The organism is Enterococcus sp. DIV1283b (assembly GCF_051710965.1).
In the GTDB taxonomy this organism is placed as follows: domain Bacteria; phylum Bacillota; class Bacilli; order Lactobacillales; family Enterococcaceae; genus Enterococcus_B; species Enterococcus_B lactis.
This window is the reverse complement of sequence record NZ_JBIOLR010000001.1, coordinates 492,728-510,061: the sequence shown is the minus strand read 5'-3', so window position 1 is coordinate 510,061 and position 17,334 is coordinate 492,728. Positions and strand designations below refer to the sequence as shown.

Genomic DNA, 17,334 nt, shown 5'->3' with positions numbered 1-17,334 from the left:
TAAGTAAATAAATCGTACAGATAACACGTTTCGGCGTGTCGAGAGAGAGGCGGTTTCTATTTTTATAATAGAAATCACTCTCTTTTTTTACGAAATTTTTTAGAGGTGATGTAAATGACAAAACAAAAACAGCTGCTTTTAGTACCTGCAGTAATTGCAACAGGGATGATGTCTTTTGCGGGCGTATTGATCGAGACGGCCATGAATGTAACTTTCCCCACTCTTATCAGACAGTTTGATTTAACGACCGCACAAGTCCAATGGGTAACAACGATTTATCTTTTGATGATTTCGATCATTGTTCCGCTGTCTACTTATTTGAATCGCAATTTTAGTCTCAAAAAACTCTTTTTAGCTTCAAATCTGCTTTTCTTGGCAGGTATAATGATCGATTTCTTCTCTCCTACCTTCATGGTCCTATTGTTTGGTCGATTGCTCCAGGGGGCAGCGACAGGTATCGCTCTTCCGTTGATGTTCCATATTATCTTGACATTTGCCCCCCTCAATCGACGAGGCGCGATGATGGGTGTCGGTACTTTGACAACGGCCATTGCTCCAGCGATTGGACCCACTTACGGAGGCATTATGACTTCACATTTTACATGGAATCATATTTTCCTGTTTCTTGTGCCCATTTTGATCCTTTCTTTGATTATCGGCTGGTTTGCTATTCCCGAGATGGCAGTACAAAAAAATAGTTATTTGGATTGGTGGAGCGTTTTAGGAATCTGTCTTTTGTTTAGTGGAAGTCTGACATTTTTGAGTACGTTGGGAACACTTTCTAGTTGGATTGCTTTGATCATCGGCGGGATTGGCTGGTTCCTATTTTACTATCGAAGTAAAAAAGTGGAACATCCGCTGATTCGGCTGTCCATTCTTTCAAATAAAACATTCCGTTTGTTTTTGTTTGGCTTCTTGGTTTATCAGTTTTTATTACTTGGTGTGTCTTTTGTCTTACCGAATTTCCTTCAGATCGTTCAAGGAAGCAGTCCTTTTGTCGCTGGATTAGCCATGCTTCCCGGTGCAGCGGTTGGTGCGTTGCTTTCTCCTTTTTCTGGTAAAATGTTGGATCAATATGGTCCGAAGAAGCCAATTTTTGCTGGATTGATCCTTTCTTTGATTGGTTGGCTAGCATTATTCCTATTTATCGGACACGCTTCATTGGGTGTATTGATTGCCTGTCATGTTTTTTATATGGTCGGTATCGGATTGTCTTACAGCAATATGATGACGACTGGAATGAATGCGCTGAATGAAGAACTGCAAGGAGACGGGAATGCAATGTTCAATACCTTGCAACAGTTTTCTGGTGCTGTGGCTACTTCATTAGTAGCGGTTATTATCAATTATGTTCAGCATCATACTTCCCATAATTACGAAGTGTCTACTACACTAGGATCAAAAGCGGCATTGGGCGTCTTATTGCTGTTACTTCTTATCAGCTTTGCTCGATTCGTCTATTCTCTGTTTTTTGCTAAAAAAGCGTAGTTTCCATATACGGCAGGTGTTGCATCTGCCGTTTTTTTGTGTGAAAATGGTTGTTTGTAAAAGGAGGCTTTTTTATGGAAAAAATTGCCATTATCGGTGGTGGGATCATTGGTATGACCCTAGCCAATTACTTGGATACATCAACATTCGATGTTGCTTTGTTTGATGAAGGGACAGGACAGGCAACTAAAGCAAGCGCTGGGATCATCTCCCCCTGGTTGTCAAAACGCAGAAACAAACAATGGTATCGTCTGGCTAAAGACGGCGCTGCTTTTTTCCCTAAACTTATAAAAGATTTCCAACTTGATCAAACGATTTATGCACAATCAGGGACACTTTTGCTGCGGCCTGAACAAGATTTAGCTGAATTAGCTGTTCTTGCGGAGAAACGAAAAGAAGAAGCGCCAGAAATTGGAAACATCGAATGGCTTTCACCTGAACAGACGTCCCAAGCTCTTCCGTTATTGAAGCCAGCAGTTTCACTGCGTATCAGTGGTGGTGGTCGTCTGGATGGAAAAGCATATTTAGAACATCTCGGTCAGCGTTTAGTACAAAAACAAATCGAGCAGATCCAGGCAAAAGTCACCTTGCACAAGAAGAACGATTCTTGGCTCATCAAGGGATCATTTGGAGAATACACAGCTGACCGCGTAATCTTGACACCTGGTCCTGCACTTAAGCCTCTATTGAAAAAATTAGGCTATTCTGCAGATATACGTCCGCAAAAAGGGCAGCTCTTAGCATTTCAGACATCTTATAAGATGAGTCAAGACTGGCCTGTTGCTATGCTTGACGGAGAAGCTGATTTCATTCCTTTCATGGATGGAAAGATCCTTTTAGGTGCTACCCATGAGAACGATCAAGGCTGGGATTTGGCTCCTACTAGCGAAGCTTATAAGGGATTGACTAAGAGTACAGAACAGTTCTTGGCCGATCCAAATCAGATAAAAAACTGGCCATACGAGTTCCGTGTAGGTACCCGTGCTTATACGTCAGATTTTTCCCCATTTTTCGGCGTATTGCCAGATGACCCAAGTTTACTGGCTGCTAGCGGTCTAGGCTCTTCTGGTTTGACGACAGGCCCTTATATCGGCTATCTATTAGCCAACTTCTTAAATACTGGTCATTGGCCTACGGAAGATTATCAAAAGGACATCTCCACCTATATTACGAAAAATCCATTATAGAAAAACAGCTTTTTCAAGTAAGGATCCCGAGCGATATAGCGCATGGATTACTTCTTGAAAAAGCTGTTATTTTAGTTCAATTTCTGAATCAAATTCTCCAAACTTTCTTTTGCTTCCTCTGGCAAGAGATCTTTTCCTATCTGAGCTTCAATGAATCGTAAACGACTATCAAGTCGTTGTTTCACCAGATTTTTATAGGACTTATCCTCAAAAGAAACAGGAAAATCAGGTATAGGTAAATACTGGATGTCTTCAAATGGACCAAACGACTTGAATTCTGCCGTTTGTTGCACGATTCTTTCAACGATTGACAATGTCGTTTCAGGTTTGATTTTTTTATCATCGAAATATCCAGTATTCAGGACATAGCAGGCTGTTTGCTGTTTCAAAAACAACTCTCGAAAAGCTTGATAGTCTTCCCTAAGAGGATAGACACGGAAAGGATTAGCAAATGGTTCAATGACTAGCTCATCTAGCTGTCTTTTTGTAGTGATATTTTCCGCGTCTGATCGTTTTGTTGCTAATGTTGCACCAAAAGACGCTGCTAAAACCGGGTCATTGATCTTGATAATTGGCGGAAGTGAATCATCTTTCATGATCCAAAAAACAGCATCGATCTTTTCGCTAAGATGATCGGCTCGGTCTGGTGTCGCATAACGTGATTTGACTGTCCGCCCATTTCCGTTTCGTATATCTCCTGTCACTAGGACTTTTTCTCCTTTACTTGTACATGTCACGCCCACATTCTGACAAGTAAGGAAAGAAGAAATGGCCGGATCATCAGACGGATAGTCTTGTGTTTTATCAAAGTAAGAAGGTTCCAAGGCAGTAGAAAAACCATTTTTTCTAGAAATAACAAAAGCATCGTCATGTAGGATCGTAACAGAGTGCCCTTCCGAATGTTTTGCTAAGGTGATCGTTGATTTTCCAGAACCGGACAACCCAAATACAGCCATCGTATAAGTCTGATCATTACTAGTATATTGTTTCATCCCGCCATGGCAGGCAATAAAACCATTGCGATTCCCCAATGCCCAAGCAAGCGTCAAAGTCGCTTTTTTTAATTCCCCAAAGTAACGTAATCCTAGCACAGCAGCTGTATTATGGAGAGAATCAAATAAAACGAGTCCATTGGGAAAGGCTTCATGCGTCCATCCGGGATCACAAAAGATATAAAGATCCCCCTCGTCAAAGGACGCAGATTTTTGATAAGTAGCCAAGGTCTTCGCATTCGCTGGCTGAAAATTCAGTATATAAGAATACAAATTGTTCTCAAATCCTTCTGGAATCAACAAATGACTTTGTACAGAAAATTCTTCAGATAGACCAACGATTACTTTTGTATGATAAAATTGTCGCTTTCGACTTTGATACACGGCTTCTCTCAAAATCTTCTCGTATTTACTTTGCTCCTTGTCCAAGTCCTCAAAGATACGCCGAGCACTTGCTGTTCTTCCTACAATACTTCCATCATTGAATACTAGTGTCCTAGCATCAGCTGGTAAATCTAGTTCTTCAGCATGTGAGACTGTTATATCTGTGATGATCGTTCCTGGACTCCCTTTTGCTAGTTGATAAGCTGTCTTCCTGTCAAAAACTTCTTGAACATTATTACCGTAGAATGCCGTTTCAACAATGGATCGAATACTGGATAACAGTGGATTTTCACTTGTGATTTTCTCTAATTCGAGACTCTCTTTTGTACTCATGGCTCCTCCTCATCCCCTAAACAAAAAAGCGTTTTCTTTATTATACATTATCCGAGTTTTTATTTGTACTGCTGTGCAGGGGAAAACAAATCATTTATTTTTCATAAAAAAAACCGAGAACTTGAATAAACAAGACTCTCGGTTTCATCATTTTTCTTTTATCGGCTTAGTACCAACCGTTTGCTAACCAGAATGTTTTAGCAGCATCCCATGAACCATAACGAGATGTTACGTATTGTTCTGCTACACGTTCTTGATTGGCAGCTGAATAGTCGCCGTTTAAGTATGAAGCATCTAATTGGTAACGGCCAATGTAACGTCCGTTAGTAGCTGTGTATGAACCGCCTGATTCTTTTTGTGCGATCCATTCTTTTGCAGAGCTTGAAGTTGGCGCCGTTGCAGCAGCTGGGGCAGCAGGAGCTACTTCAACTGTTTCAACAGGTGCAACGTATGTATGTTCTTGCGTTGCTGTTTCAGTTGTAGATGCTGTATTTTCTGTTGTGTTGCTTTCTGTTGTTGCTGAAGAATCATTTGAAGTTGGGATTGTTAATTGTTCACCAACATAAATGCGGTTGATGTCTGCAATTGAATTCTTTTCAGCAATTGCATCGATCATTGAGTTGTCTCCTGCAAATTTTTGTGAAATCTTAGATAATGAATCACCTGATTTTACTGTGTAAACTTCATCAGCGTGAGCATTTGTAGTTCCTACAAACATTGCAGTAGCACCAGCAGCAAAAGTTGTACCTAAAACAATTTTCTTAAATGAATTCATATTAAACTCCTTTTTTTCTCCGTTTTTTATTCTTTCGACGCTATTAACTTTATCATTTAGAAATATTTCATAGGTAAAAGAATCATGACATTTAATGACAAAATGACGGATTATTTAATATTTGTAACATTTGGAGCAAATAAAAAATCAGACTAAAGTCGTAGAACCTAATGAAATCAACAAAGGAAACGATTTTTCATGTTTTTTTATATTCCATGAAAAACACATGTTTTTGTAACATTTCTCCTCATTTCTTGTAAAAAAACTAGAATTTTTTTATTTGTATCTCTCATAATTTATTAAAAAAGTGTAAAAAATAAAAAAAATCCAGTAATTGTTACAACAATTACTGGACAAAAACAATGAATAATGCTTGCTATTTTTTTATTTTAACTTTCTCCGCAACAATTTTTGTGCATGTTCTAGTTCATTTATGACGACTTCTTCCGATTCTTTAGCTAACGTTTCATCTAATACATCAAGCCATTTTTCTGGCTCTTTTGTTCCGAGACGTCCAATAGCCCAAGCTGCTGTTCCTCTGATGACAGGGCGGACATCCGTTAAACATTCTGAAATCTCAGGCAATGCCGTTCGATCTCCTAGATTAGCTAAAGCGATCAATGCGTTTCTCTGCAAAGGTTTTTTTCCACGCCACGAACCGGCTAAATGCCCAAATTGCTGCTTGAAGTCTTTATTCGACATCGACAGCATCGGCTTTAATTTTGGATATACTTCATCTACTTTTGGTTCCATCTCTTCATGAAAATGAAAATCTTTTCCTTGATTGTAAGGGCAGACTAACTGGCAGATATCGCATCCATAAATGACATTTCGCATTTTTTTCCGATATTCTTCGGGCATCATCCCTTTTGTCTGCGTTTGATAAGATAAACATCGCTGTGCATTCATTCTGCCATCACCAAGCAATGCTTTCGTCGGACAAGCAGTCACACAGCGCATACAGTCACCGCAACCAAACTCTCCTGGTTTATCCGGCTCAAATACGATATTAGTGACGATCTCACCAAGATAGACAAATGAACCGAACTCTTCGGTGATCAACAATCCATTTCGGCCGATAAATCCTAATCCAGCTCGCTGTGCTACAGCGACATCGATCAGTTCCCCAGTGTCTACTTGCGGAGCTAGACGCCATTCCTCTTCTTTTTGCCATTTTTCTGCTCTTGTTTGGATGAATTCGATCAATCGATTCAATCGGTCTCTCAGTATATCATGATAGTCGATTCCCCATGAGGCACGAGCAAATTGCCCACGTTTTTCATCCCTAGGTACTTCTTCATGGATCCTAGTAGGATACGCAAGAGCAATGGAAATGATTGATTTTGGCTGATCAAATGTCATTTCTGGATAAAGACGCTCATCGATATTTGGGTGTTCGAAACCAGAAGTGTGGCCGGCTGCTTTTTGCTCTTCCAACGATTCTTTTAATGAATCAAAAGGCTCCGCCGTCGTAAACCCGATCTTGTCAATTCCTAATCGTTTGCTTTCTAGTATGATTTCTTCTTTTAATGTCATGGTCTTCCTCGCTTGCTGTTAACGGCTGTATAATCCATAATATAGTTTTTCTTTTTTCAGTTGGACAAACTGGATCTGCTGATCAGCAATCTTCTTTTCTTCCATCCATTTTTTTCTTGCAGCAAATACTTCCCAATAATTTGTCGAAATCAATTTTCTTTTGTTATCCAATGCGTTGAAAAAATTCAAAGAAACTGGTTTTGTACTTAACAATTCATGGAGCCTTAACTCTTCCCATGGTGAAAACTCAGACAGATCGCGGGAATACAGTACTTCTTCATAGAGATTTTTTTGCTGCGTATACGTGAATGTTTGTGGGATCTTTCCGGGTCTGGCAATTTCTACTAGACGGTTATAAAACATATTCATTAATTTGCTGTTGGCAATAAATTGACTTTTATAATAGGCCGACTGGATCTTTTTGATTACTCCTTCTGCTTTGATTACTGAAAACAAAGCAGGCCATGCTTTGACGGTTATTTCGTCGTTTTGTTTAACTAATACGCCAGGTGTGAAGCCGACTGGAGAAAGGAACACAAAATAACCGATACCGGTATTTTCATCTAAAGGCTGAAATTCATCAAACAACCATTTGCCTATGTACAGCTGCTCTTCATCTGGTTCTGTTGTCTCGTTTTGATTTGCTATGAATAATTTAGCTAATTCTGCTTCAAGAAATTGAAGGTCTTGATCCTTGTCGGTATTTTCTTGCTGGCTGATCAATCGAAATACTTCTTCTTTAATCGTATATTTATCTTTACGTGTAAAATTCATAGCCACACCTTCCTTCCTTACTCTAACTATAACGGAATTTTCTCAAAAAGGGTATCTGTACGCCGAAAAACATCATAATTTTTTCCGGTTTCTTGTAAAAAAACGCAAGGTCCGCTCCTTAAGCCAGACCTTGCGTTTTTCAGCTCTCTTTTGTTTGGGATAAACCTTCATGGATTGTTTCGATGTTCCATTTCATCATCTGATAGTAAGAATCTCCTTGTTCTCCTTCTTTGGCTATAGAATCAGTGAACAATTTATCATAAATCTCCAAACCCGTTTCTTTTGCTACTCGCTCCATACTTCTTGGATCTACACTGGTTTCCACGAATAAAACTGGCACTTCTTTTGCTCTTACCTGATCAATAATTGCTTTCATTTGGTCAGGCGTGCCTTGGCTTTCTGTATTGATTTCCCATATATATGCTGCTGGCAAATCATAAGCCCTTGAAAAATATTTGAATGCTCCTTCACTTGTTACTAATAATTTTTTGTTCTCTTCGATAGAAGCAAAACTTTCCTTCGCTTGTGTATCTAATTCTTTTAGTTTTTCCACATATGTTTCTGCATTTTTCTTATAATGTGTCGCATTTTCTGCATCTTTTTCAGAGAATATACGTGCGATTTCCTGCACATATTTTATTCCGTTAGACAGGTCTAGCCAAGCATGAGGATCCGCTTTTGTATTTTCTTCACCGCTAGTTAAATAAAGAGGTTCTACATTTTTGCTAACTGCAAAATAATCTTTTCCTTCTTCTTTCTTAGCTGTTTCCATCAAGTTATTGAACCAGCTGTTACCTGTTTCAAGATTCAATCCGTTGTATAAAATGACAGCTGCGTCGCTTGCCTTTTTGATGTCTTCTGGTAGTACTTCATATTCATGCGGATCTGTTCCGACTGGTACGATACTGTGGATATCTATTTTATCTGTTCCAACCTCTTTTGCCATATCCGCCAAAATCGAATTGGTTGCTACGACTGACAGCTTTTCTTTACTTACTTCGTCTGCTTGATCTGAAGTTTGCTTTCCGCAACCAACTAACGCTAATAAACTAATTGCCAGGATCAAAAAGAGTGATTTCTTTGTTTTCATCTATCTGCTTCCTTTCTGAAATAAAATTCCTTTTGTTGGTGAGAATAAAAAAGCAAGGATAAAAAATGCGGTACATGCTAAAACAATCGTGGCTCCTGATGGCCAATTGTAACTATAACTGAAAAATACGCCGACAACGGCACTGAACATACCGATCCCTGCAGCCGTGATAATCATTTTTAATAAATGGTTCGTCAACAAGTAAGCTGTGGCAGCTGGTGTGATCAACATGGCAATCACCAAGATCGTTCCTACCGTCTGCAAACTAACTACAGCGACTAATGTCAAAAAGAACATCAAAAGATAATGGATCAGCGACGTATTCAGCCCATAAGCTTTTGCCATTGTTGGATCGAATGATGTGATCTTCAATTCTTTATAAAAGAAAAAAACAAATATCAAGACGATTCCGCTGACTAGTGCTGTCAGCAGCAGATCGCTCTCCCTAACAGCTAAGACATTCCCAAATAAAATATGATACAGGTCTGTCGCACTTTGAGCATATGAAATCAAGATGATCCCTAATGCAAAAAACGAACTAAAGACAATCCCGATTGCTGTATCATTTTTCAATCGGCTCCGCTGTGTCACGAAACCAATCACCGCTGCTGTCAACATCCCAAAAGCAGTGGCTCCAAAAATGTAACTAAAACCAAACATATAAGAAATGGCTACACCTGGAAGAACAGCGTGAGAGATAGCATCTCCCATCAAAGACATCCCACGTAAAATAATAAAGGAACCGATGACTCCAGAAGCAAGTCCTACAAGCATGGAAGTGACCAAAGCATATTGTAGAAATTGATAATTCATCAATCCATCAATAAAAGATTGGATCATTTTTTCTCTCCTCCTTTTACTAAATGTCCGATGATCTCACCATAGGCCAGTTGAAGATTCTTTGATGTAAAGACTTCTTGTACTGGACCAGAAGCGATCAGCTGTTTATTTAAAAGAACAACTTCATCGAAATATTCTTCTACTTTATGAAGATCATGATGGACGATCAGAATCGTTTTTCCTGAATTCTTCAATTCTTGCAAGATGTCAAAGATTTTTCGTTCACTCAATGCATCGATTCCTACGAATGGTTCATCTAAAAAGATCCACTCTGCGCCTTGAGCTAGAGCTCGTGCAATAAAAACTCTCTGAAGCTGACCACCCGATAGTTCGCTGATCTGTCTTTTGGCATAGTCTTCCATCCCTACTTTTTTTAATGCTTGTCTTGCTCGTTCTTTTTCTTTTTTCCCGGGCCGCTGTCCGATTCGTAAAGATGGATACGTCCCTAAAAGTACAACGCCTAACACATCGATTGGAAAAGAAAGATCCAATTCGCTTCGCTGCTCCACATAGGCTATTTTTTTACGGACTGATTTTACTGGCTGTCCGGAAAAAGCGACTTTACCAGTAGAAGCTGGTATCAACTCTAGCAATGCTTTCATGAATGTTGATTTTCCTGCGCCATTTGGTCCGATGATACCAGTGATTTTTTGTGGCTTTATTGTTAAATTGATGGTTTTCAAAACAGTTTTCCCTTGATAAGCGGCTGAAAGGTCTTGAATTGCAATGGCCGTTCGTTCCAAATCCTACACTCCTTTTTAGGTTTCCCTAACTTTTTATTTAAATATAGTTTAACTAAAAAGGAAAGCATTTACAAGTAGAAAGATGAAAAAGTTTTTTTCGAATTTTCCTCGCATTTTATGAAAATTTTCTGTAGAATCACATCAAGAGTTCAATAAGGCTAACCTAAAAATAATACAACTATCTATTGAAACGTTTAATTATTTTTCCTGTTGACTCAACAACGAAAGGAGTTTTTGTATGGAAGAAGAAAAGTTAACTCGAAGTCTTAGTGCCCGTCATATCCAAATGATCGCACTAGGTGGAACGATCGGTGTCGGTCTGTTTATGGGTGCCTCCTCAACCATACGCTGGACAGGGCCCTCAGTGATGGGAGCTTATGCGATTGCAGGATTCTTTTTGTATTTGATTATGCGTGCTTTAGGCGAAATGCTTTACGTCGATCCTTCGACTGGTTCTTTTGCAAATTACGCGAGCGAGTACATCCATCCTGTGGCTGGCTACTTGACCGCTTGGAGTAATATTTTTCAATATATTGTCGTAGGGATAAGTGAAGTAATCGCTGTAGGATCTTATATGAATTATTGGTGGCCCAATCTGCCAGCAATTATTCCAGGCATCATTGTCGTCTTATTTCTTATGTTGGCAAATCTTATTTCTGTCAAGGCGTTTGGCGAATTAGAATTTTGGTTTTCGATCATCAAAGTCATAACAATCATTTTGATGATCATTGCAGGTCTTGGGGTGATTTTATTTGGATTTGGTAATCATGGCCAGGCGGTAGGAATTTCAAATCTTTGGAAAAACGGTGGATTCTTCACTGGCGGTGTCAAGGGCTTTTTCTTTGCATTATCGATCGTCGTTGCTTCCTATCAAGGGATCGAACTGATCGGAATGACTGCTGGCGAAGCAGAGAATCCTAAAAAGACGATCATTGAAGCTGTTCAATCCACTATCGGTCGAATCTTGATTTTTTATATTGGTGCCATTTTTATCATTGTGAGTATTTATCCGTGGAATCAATTGAGTGAGATTGGCTCGCCTTTTGTCCAAACTTTTTCTAAAATCGGCATTACATTTGCTGCAGGGTTGATCAATTTTGTCGTGATTACAGCGGCATTATCAGGTTGCAATTCAGGTATTTTCAGTGCAAGCCGTATGGTCTATACACTTGCGATGAATGGAAAGATGTCTAAAAAGTTTCTGAAATTATCTCGTCATGGTGCGCCTTTTTACCCTGTCGTAGCCATCTCAGGCGGAATCTTGATTGGTTTGATCTTAAATTATCTTCTGCCAATGTTCATCAACCAGTCAGAAAATATTTTTGTCTTCGTATACAGCTCAAGTATTTTACCTGGTATGGTTCCTTGGGTGGTGATTTTGATCAGTGAGATTCGCTTCAAAAAGACTCACGCAGATAAAATGCATGATCATCCTTTTAAAATGCCGCTGTCTCCCTACACGAATTATGCGACACTTGCTTTTTTAGCTATCGTGTTGATTTTCATGTTTATCAATCCTGAAACAAGGATTTCTTTGATCATTGGTCTCGTTTTCTTGCTTTACATGACGATCCATTACTTTATACGTGAAAAAAGAACCGCCAAATAAAAAGAACGAAGCTTCCATCAAGGAAGTCTTCGTTCTTTTTATTGCTTTTATCAATTCAATTTTAGTGTCTCACCGGGAGTCAGGAAATAATCGTCCATACTCATCCCATTCAGTGACAAAATCGTTTCTACTGGTACGCCAGTTCGCTCAGCTATTTGATTTGGACCTTCTCCTTCCAAAACAACAGTTGTCGCAGCCTGTGACGTCGTACTGCTAGTAGTCGTTTCAGTGTTTTCTGTTGTGTCTTGCGTTGTTCGAGCTTGCATTCCAGAAGCTTCTGTTGATTCTATCGTCTCAGACTCAGAAGATGCTGTTTCTTGTGTGCTTGTTGACTCTGCTTGAACAGAAGCGCTCGTCTGCAAATATATGTCGGAAATCTTAGCGACATGATTCGTATAGTTAGCCGATAGCTGATTGATCAAGGTATCTAAGGCTACACCATCTTTATTATCTGCTGACTGATACGCTGCACGTAATTTTCCGATTCCTTCGTCGGAGATTGCTTGGAGCTCACGTGCTTTTTGGTTAGCAACTGCGGATAAACCAGCTATGCCCTCTTGATTTCCCTGGATTTCTGTTTGGTATTCTTCAATCAACACAGGTGTCTTTTCTTCCATCTTTTTCGAATAATCATTGACGATTGCTTGGAGTTGCTCTGGCAAATCATCTGCTGTTTTTTCTTCAGAAGTTTGTGTTTCTTTTGTTTCAGTCGATGCCTCACTTGTTTGTTTCGCATCTGTTTTCTTTGTCGTTGTTTCCGTTACAGTCGTGCTTTTCGCATCTGACGAATTTTTCCCGTGAAAATACAGCCCTGCTACTCCTCCTGCTATGATCAAAAAAACGGCAACTGCTGCCCCAATCATGATCATCCGCTTACGTGCTGCCTGTTTTTGCTGTCTTCTTCGGGTCATCCGAACATTTTCTCCCCACTCATTTTCATCATACATTTTTTTCACCACCAATTTTTATGTATAACAGCGTTATCAAACGCTTCATATTCTTATTGTAGCAAATAATTGTCATTGTGCACATTTTTATCCTTGTTATTTATAAGAAAATTTCACCAGTTGAGATGATTCCAAGATTGTCCGTCGATTTCTCCTTGCAACTGTGTTGTTCGTTCATCTATCTCAGCCATCAGTTTCTTTATCTCATATAAGAGTGCACGGTCTTGATATTCTGATTTTTCACTTAATTCATCTAATTGTTGGATCAACCATTCATTTGTCATAATGAAGTTCCTTTCATTTCTTGCAGTATAAAGGACAAGTCTTCGATCTGCTCTTTTGCGTCAGTCAGTGCTTCTATGATATATGTTTGTTTTTCCGAATCTTCTTCCTGCATTTTCTGATTTTCCTGTACTCTTTGAATAAACCAGTCAATCCGTTGAGTAAGCGATGGCTTCCCTTCCAATGAGAGATACTGCTGATAAGCAATTAGCTTCTCCCAACGTTTTTCTTGGGATAAATACATAAATTGTGCTAAAACGAATGGCGGAAGATAGGTCATATGGAATTTGTTTGCGATTCGCTGATATGGTCTCAAAAATTCGGAGATCGTATATTCTTCTTTCCCTCCAGCTTGATATTCCTTTTCCGCCACACCTGTTGTCAATACGATCCCTAATTCTTTTCCTTCTAATACATGTGCTGCTTGTTCCAAAACATTATCTTGCCAAATTTTTAAATGAGCAGGGGAACTATACCAGTAAAATGGAAACTGGAAAATGATTCGATCATGCTGTGCCAGGAGCTGTAGCTCAGCCTTTACATCTATCTTTCCATCTGGATAACTTGATTCTAAATGATGCCAAGTAACGGATAAACCGGAAGAAGCTTCTTTGAAAAATTGCTGATTCAGAGATTCCTCCATCGTTGGATGGCTGATGATGATAAGTGTACGCATCCCTTCTCCTCCTTTTTTAGTCTTCATTTTACAGTGTAGCATAACCGCCACAAGTTTCTTTTGCCGACGCTTGTCCTTTTGTCCAAGCAAATTAGGTCGTCCAAGAGACTGCAATTTGTTTTTCCAACTGTTTTTTCAAAGTATCCAAAGCAATATTCTTGAAATTTTCGTTTTTCATCCGTTTACGATAGTTCGTAGCCGTTTCTCCGGTACTCTTTTTGAACATTCGGCTAAATACGACTAGACTATTGAACCCTACTTGATAGGCAATGCTTTCCACGGATTCATCCGTCAGGGAAAGAAGAAACGCCCCTCGATTGATCCGTACCCCGATCAAATATTCCTTGATACTAGTACCCATATGATTTTTGAATACTCGTGACAAGTGACTCCGGTTGACAGCTAAATGCTGAGCGATTTCCTCAACAGATAAATTTTCCGCATAATGTGCCTCGATATATTTGACTGTCTCAACAGCTAAAGAGGAATGAACTTTTTGTACGCCACCGCTGATCTTTCCGCCGTCTTTTAAAAGGACTGATAAAAAACGGTAGGTTAGTGCTGTTAACTGTAATTCATTTTCCAAAGTTTCTTCCGTATCTTTCATGCATTCTAAAATAATGTCGATATATTTTTGTATATCGGAAGAGACCATCGTGTACTGGTCTTCTCTGAAAAGCGACTGCCGGATGATTTCTTCTGCCGCATGTCCACCGAAAGAAAGCCAACAATACATCCATGGATCTTCTCCATCTGATAAGTAAAATGTCGAGTCTCCTGGACGAATCAAGAATAAATCTCCTTTTTTCAATTGAAACTGTTGATTTTTCACATGATAAGATCCTTTGCCTTCCATCACGACGTGTAAGATGTAATCATTGCGAATAGCAGGACCAAAAGAATGAAACGGCATCGTTTTAGAGAAGCCGCAAAAATCAAAATACAATTCTTTTTCTACTTGTTGATGTTCCTTTTTTAAAAAAATCGATTGCTCCATTTCTTCCCCTCCTTACTTCTTTAGTATAATGCAACAAAAAGTTAAATAAAAGTCACAGAAATATATTAAAAAGGAAGCGATTTCTTGTTAAGTTTAAGTCATTAAAAGATCTTTGTTATTCGTTGTAACCGGTTTACTTAGTATTATATATTGAACAGGAGAGGAATACAGATTATGAAAAGCAAAATGATCCAACGTGTGTCCTACGCTTTAGGCGCTTTTGGACACGACACATTCTATGTTACATTAAGCACTTATTTTATGGTATTCGTGACAAGCCAGATGTTTGCAGGAACAGATAAGGCAACGAATGCAAAAATGATTGCTACAGTTACAAGCTTAGTTGTAGGTATCCGCTTAGTTGAAATTATTTTTGATCCTTTGATTGGTGGCGTTATTGATAATACCCGTACAAAATATGGTAAATTCAAACCATGGTTAGTTATCGGTGGTATTGTTAGTTCTGTACTCTTGGTAGCAATATTTACCAATTTCTTTGGCTTAGCTACTCATAATACAACTTTATTTATCATATTATTTGCAATCGTTTTCATCTTGCTGGATAGTTTTTATTCATTCAAGGATATCGCTTTTTGGTCAATGATTCCTGCTTTGAGCACGGAAACAAAGGAACGTGAAAAATTTGCTACGTTTGCTCGTTTCGGCTCTTCTCTAGGTGCAAATGGTACTACACTAGTCGTTGTCCCTATCGTTACTTTCTTTACCTATCTTGTTACTCATAAACATATTGAAGGCGCTTCAGGTTGGTTCTGGTTCGGTGTGATTGCTGCTGTTATTTCAGGCGGTACTGCGATTATCACTGCCTTGGGAACAAAAGAAGTCGATACTGCGATCCGTCAACAAAATGAAAAAGCCGGAATCAAAGATGTGTTCAAAGCAGTTGCGCAAAATGATCAATTGATGTGGCTTGCCCTTGCTTATATCGCTTATGCAATTGCTAATGTAGCAACGACTGCTGTATTGTTCTACTTCTTCAAATATGTACTTGGCCAACCAACTGAATTTTGGATCGTTGGGCTAGTTGCTGCCTTACTTGGTTTAGTAGCTGTTCCACTATTCCCAATGCTTACACGCGTCATCTCTCGTCGCTACGTTTACCTTGGCGGAATCACAATGATGATTTCTTCCTACTTTTTCTTTACGATCGCAGGTTCAAGTTTGCCAATCGTTATCATCGGGTTAGTATTGTTCTACTTCCCTCAACAATTGATTTTCTTATCCGCTTTGATGACAATCACAGACTCTGTTGAATATGGTCAATGGAAAAATGGTATCCGTAATGAAGCTGTTACTCTCTCTATTCGTCCTTTACTAGATAAAATCGCTGGTGCTTTGTCTAACGGGATCGTAGGTTTTGTCGCTATCGCTTCTGGGATGACTGGTAATGCTACTGCTGCTGATATCACTGCTCATGGTGTAACGACTTTCAAAGCTTATGCATTCTATGCTCCTGCTGCTTTGATGATTTTCTCCGCTATTATTTTTGCTTGGAAGATTACATTGACAGAGAAAAAACATGCACAAATCGTTGAGGAATTAGAAAACAAATTGGCTCCAGCTGATACAATGGAAGATGAACTTCACGATGCAGTAGTTCCTTCACATTAAGAAAGGATCTTGAAAATGAAGATTACAGAAAAAGATTTCGGCCAAGGTTATCATTTGATAACCTTGGAGAATAAAAACAAGCTAGTACTTTCTGTCTCTGATTTAGGTGCTAGGATCGTTCGTTTAAAAACAAATGATCAAGAATTAGTTTTGGGATTTGACACCGCTGAAGAATATATCGAAAAAGACCCGTATATCGGCGCGTCTATCGGTCGCACCGCAGGGAGGATCGAAAACGGCCGCTTTTCTCTCAATGGAAAAACTTACCAATTAGCTATAGATCCAAAAACTGGGCATAATCTGCATGGTGGTTCTCCTGGATTTGAATTAAAAAAATGGTCTTATGTCATTTTGAATGGCGAAAATGAAGCTTCTGTCATTTTTACTACTACAAGTCCCGACGGAGAACATGGTTTTCCAGGTACATTGGATGTGGAAGTCCGTTATACTTTGACACAAGATAATATCTGGCGGGTGACCACTCGCGGCATCAGCGATCAAGATACTTTATTCAATCCGACAAATCATGTCTACTTCAACTTGACGGGAGATGCTTCTCAAACGATCGATCAACATGAGCTTTGGCTCAATAGTGAAGCTTACGCTCCTTTACGAGCAGACAGTATTCCTATAGGAGTAAAAGAAAATACTGCAGGGAATGCTTTCGATTTTCAAACGCCTAAAAAACTAGCGTCCGTTTTTGCTAGTGATTTGGATCAAAAAGAACTCGTTGACGGAATCGATCATCCATTTTTCTTAAAAGAAGCTGGCTTGGATAAAGAAGCTGCTCGCTTGACTAGTCCGGATAAAAAAATCCAAGTAGATATCGCTACAGATGCTTCTAGTATGGTTATTTTCACTGCAAATTTCGGTCCAGAAACACCAGAAATGCGTGGTCGAAAACTGGCACATCACGGCGGCATCACATTTGAGACTCAAACAGCTCCAGGGGCAGAGCGCTTCTCAGCATTTGGTTCGATTCATTTAAAAGCCGGAACAGCATTTGAAACAGTGACAGAATTCAAAATCAAAACAAGAGAGGAATAACTCAT

General features: G+C 39.3%; 16 protein-coding genes. 5 read left to right on the top strand and 11 right to left on the bottom strand.

Going from position 1 to position 17,334, the window contains the following annotated elements; translation table 11 throughout:
- Positions 1 to 114: 114 nt before the first annotated feature.
- Both IGJ53_RS02410 and IGJ53_RS02405 read left to right on the top strand, forming a co-directional pair.
- Positions 115 to 1,488, top strand: a complete 1,374-nt coding sequence (locus IGJ53_RS02410; RefSeq protein WP_010731957.1) for an MFS transporter — start codon at positions 115 to 117, stop codon at positions 1,486 to 1,488.
- 74 nt (positions 1,489 to 1,562) lie between these two features.
- The gene (locus IGJ53_RS02405; protein WP_010731956.1) at positions 1,563 to 2,675 is read left to right on the top strand and encodes an NAD(P)/FAD-dependent oxidoreductase; all 1,113 of its coding nucleotides are present in this window, start codon (positions 1,563 to 1,565) and stop codon (positions 2,673 to 2,675) included.
- Positions 2,676 to 2,746: 71 nt separating this feature from the next.
- Here the strand turns inward: IGJ53_RS02405 and IGJ53_RS02400 are convergent, their stop codons facing one another.
- The 7 genes from IGJ53_RS02400 to IGJ53_RS02370 all read right to left on the bottom strand — a co-directional run bounded on the left by IGJ53_RS02400 (position 2,747) and on the right by IGJ53_RS02370 (position 10,142).
- On the bottom strand, positions 2,747 to 4,384 hold the full coding sequence (locus tag IGJ53_RS02400; RefSeq protein ID WP_259741758.1) for a phosphoenolpyruvate carboxykinase (ATP): 1,638 nt from the start codon (positions 4,382 to 4,384) through the stop codon (positions 2,747 to 2,749).
- 166 nt (positions 4,385 to 4,550) lie between these two features.
- Positions 4,551 to 5,159 (bottom strand): LysM peptidoglycan-binding domain-containing protein, encoded by a 609-nt coding sequence (locus tag IGJ53_RS02395; protein WP_002314516.1) that lies wholly within the window; start codon positions 5,157 to 5,159, stop codon positions 4,551 to 4,553.
- Positions 5,160 to 5,543: 384 nt separating this feature from the next.
- Positions 5,544 to 6,695 (bottom strand): tRNA epoxyqueuosine(34) reductase QueG, encoded by a 1,152-nt coding sequence (gene queG, locus IGJ53_RS02390; protein WP_002374907.1) that lies wholly within the window; start codon positions 6,693 to 6,695, stop codon positions 5,544 to 5,546.
- Positions 6,696 to 6,713: 18 nt separating this feature from the next.
- Positions 6,714 to 7,469, bottom strand: coding sequence for a hypothetical protein (locus IGJ53_RS02385; RefSeq protein WP_259741757.1), 756 nt, complete (start codon positions 7,467 to 7,469; stop codon positions 6,714 to 6,716).
- Positions 7,470 to 7,608: 139 nt separating this feature from the next.
- On the bottom strand, positions 7,609 to 8,559 hold the full coding sequence (locus IGJ53_RS02380; RefSeq protein WP_259741756.1) for a metal ABC transporter substrate-binding protein: 951 nt from the start codon (positions 8,557 to 8,559) through the stop codon (positions 7,609 to 7,611).
- Positions 8,560 to 9,399, bottom strand: coding sequence for a metal ABC transporter permease (locus IGJ53_RS02375; RefSeq protein WP_002308137.1), 840 nt, complete (start codon positions 9,397 to 9,399; stop codon positions 8,560 to 8,562).
- Positions 9,396 to 10,142: a metal ABC transporter ATP-binding protein gene (locus IGJ53_RS02370; protein ID WP_025478537.1), complete on the bottom strand. Its 747-nt coding sequence runs from the start codon at positions 10,140 to 10,142 to the stop codon at positions 9,396 to 9,398. Before IGJ53_RS02370 ends, IGJ53_RS02375 begins: the two co-directional genes overlap by 4 nt.
- A gap of 238 nt (positions 10,143 to 10,380) precedes the next feature.
- Here IGJ53_RS02370 and IGJ53_RS02365 point away from each other — a divergent pair, with 238 nt between their 5' ends.
- Positions 10,381 to 11,751 carry an amino acid permease gene (locus IGJ53_RS02365; protein ID WP_002314512.1) on the top strand — a complete coding sequence of 457 codons (1,371 nt, stop codon included), beginning with the start codon at positions 10,381 to 10,383 and terminating at the stop codon, positions 11,749 to 11,751.
- A 50-nt stretch (positions 11,752 to 11,801) separates the two neighbouring features.
- Here IGJ53_RS02365 and IGJ53_RS02360 read toward each other — a convergent pair whose 3' ends face one another.
- The 4 genes from IGJ53_RS02360 to IGJ53_RS02345 all read right to left on the bottom strand — a co-directional run bounded on the left by IGJ53_RS02360 (position 11,802) and on the right by IGJ53_RS02345 (position 14,653).
- Complete coding sequence (locus tag IGJ53_RS02360; RefSeq protein ID WP_086327905.1) at positions 11,802 to 12,698, bottom strand: LysM peptidoglycan-binding domain-containing protein; 897 nt, start codon at positions 12,696 to 12,698, stop codon at positions 11,802 to 11,804.
- A 113-nt stretch (positions 12,699 to 12,811) separates the two neighbouring features.
- Complete coding sequence (locus IGJ53_RS02355) at positions 12,812 to 12,982, bottom strand: hypothetical protein (RefSeq protein WP_002314510.1); 171 nt, start codon at positions 12,980 to 12,982, stop codon at positions 12,812 to 12,814.
- Positions 12,979 to 13,656: an NAD(P)H-dependent oxidoreductase gene (locus tag IGJ53_RS02350; RefSeq protein ID WP_259741755.1), complete on the bottom strand. Its 678-nt coding sequence runs from the start codon at positions 13,654 to 13,656 to the stop codon at positions 12,979 to 12,981. Before IGJ53_RS02350 ends, IGJ53_RS02355 begins: the two co-directional genes overlap by 4 nt.
- A 91-nt stretch (positions 13,657 to 13,747) precedes the next feature.
- A complete protein-coding gene (locus IGJ53_RS02345; RefSeq protein ID WP_010731949.1) occupies positions 13,748 to 14,653 on the bottom strand; it encodes an AraC family transcriptional regulator in 906 nt (301 codons plus the stop codon).
- A gap of 174 nt (positions 14,654 to 14,827) precedes the next feature.
- Here IGJ53_RS02345 and IGJ53_RS02340 point away from each other — a divergent pair, with 174 nt between their 5' ends.
- Together IGJ53_RS02340 and IGJ53_RS02335 are read left to right on the top strand one after the other, a co-directional pair.
- Positions 14,828 to 16,282, top strand: a complete 1,455-nt coding sequence (locus tag IGJ53_RS02340) for a glycoside-pentoside-hexuronide (GPH):cation symporter (protein ID WP_002374893.1) — start codon at positions 14,828 to 14,830, stop codon at positions 16,280 to 16,282.
- A gap of 15 nt (positions 16,283 to 16,297) precedes the next feature.
- Entirely contained in the window at positions 16,298 to 17,329 is a 1,032-nt protein-coding gene (locus IGJ53_RS02335; RefSeq protein WP_259741754.1) for an aldose epimerase family protein, read from the top strand.
- Positions 17,330 to 17,334: the final 5 nt, after the last annotated feature.

What these genes read in the sequence shown, in the direction of transcription:
- IGJ53_RS02405 (WP_010731956.1), top strand. Translation starts at nt 1,563, where the DNA reads ATGGAAAAAATTGCCATTATCGGTGGTGGGATCATTGGTATGACCCTA.
- IGJ53_RS02400 (WP_259741758.1), bottom strand. Translation starts at nt 4,384, where the DNA reads ATGAGTACAAAAGAGAGTCTCGAATTAGAGAAAATCACAAGTGAAAAT.
- IGJ53_RS02380 (WP_259741756.1), bottom strand. Translation starts at nt 8,559, where the DNA reads ATGAAAACAAAGAAATCACTCTTTTTGATCCTGGCAATTAGTTTATTA.
- IGJ53_RS02350 (WP_259741755.1), bottom strand. Translation starts at nt 13,656, where the DNA reads ATGCGTACACTTATCATCATCAGCCATCCAACGATGGAGGAATCTCTG.
- IGJ53_RS02410 (WP_010731957.1), top strand. Translation starts at nt 115, where the DNA reads ATGACAAAACAAAAACAGCTGCTTTTAGTACCTGCAGTAATTGCAACA.
- IGJ53_RS02355 (WP_002314510.1), bottom strand. Translation starts at nt 12,982, where the DNA reads ATGACAAATGAATGGTTGATCCAACAATTAGATGAATTAAGTGAAAAA.
- IGJ53_RS02395 (WP_002314516.1), bottom strand. Translation starts at nt 5,159, where the DNA reads ATGAATTCATTTAAGAAAATTGTTTTAGGTACAACTTTTGCTGCTGGT.
- IGJ53_RS02335 (WP_259741754.1), top strand. Translation starts at nt 16,298, where the DNA reads ATGAAGATTACAGAAAAAGATTTCGGCCAAGGTTATCATTTGATAACC.
- IGJ53_RS02340 (WP_002374893.1), top strand. Translation starts at nt 14,828, where the DNA reads ATGAAAAGCAAAATGATCCAACGTGTGTCCTACGCTTTAGGCGCTTTT.
- IGJ53_RS02375 (WP_002308137.1), bottom strand. Translation starts at nt 9,399, where the DNA reads ATGATCCAATCTTTTATTGATGGATTGATGAATTATCAATTTCTACAA.
- IGJ53_RS02365 (WP_002314512.1), top strand. Translation starts at nt 10,381, where the DNA reads ATGGAAGAAGAAAAGTTAACTCGAAGTCTTAGTGCCCGTCATATCCAA.
- queG (WP_002374907.1), bottom strand. Translation starts at nt 6,695, where the DNA reads ATGACATTAAAAGAAGAAATCATACTAGAAAGCAAACGATTAGGAATT.
- IGJ53_RS02385 (WP_259741757.1), bottom strand. Translation starts at nt 7,469, where the DNA reads ATGAATTTTACACGTAAAGATAAATATACGATTAAAGAAGAAGTATTT.
- IGJ53_RS02360 (WP_086327905.1), bottom strand. Translation starts at nt 12,698, where the DNA reads ATGTATGATGAAAATGAGTGGGGAGAAAATGTTCGGATGACCCGAAGA.
- IGJ53_RS02345 (WP_010731949.1), bottom strand. Translation starts at nt 14,653, where the DNA reads ATGGAGCAATCGATTTTTTTAAAAAAGGAACATCAACAAGTAGAAAAA.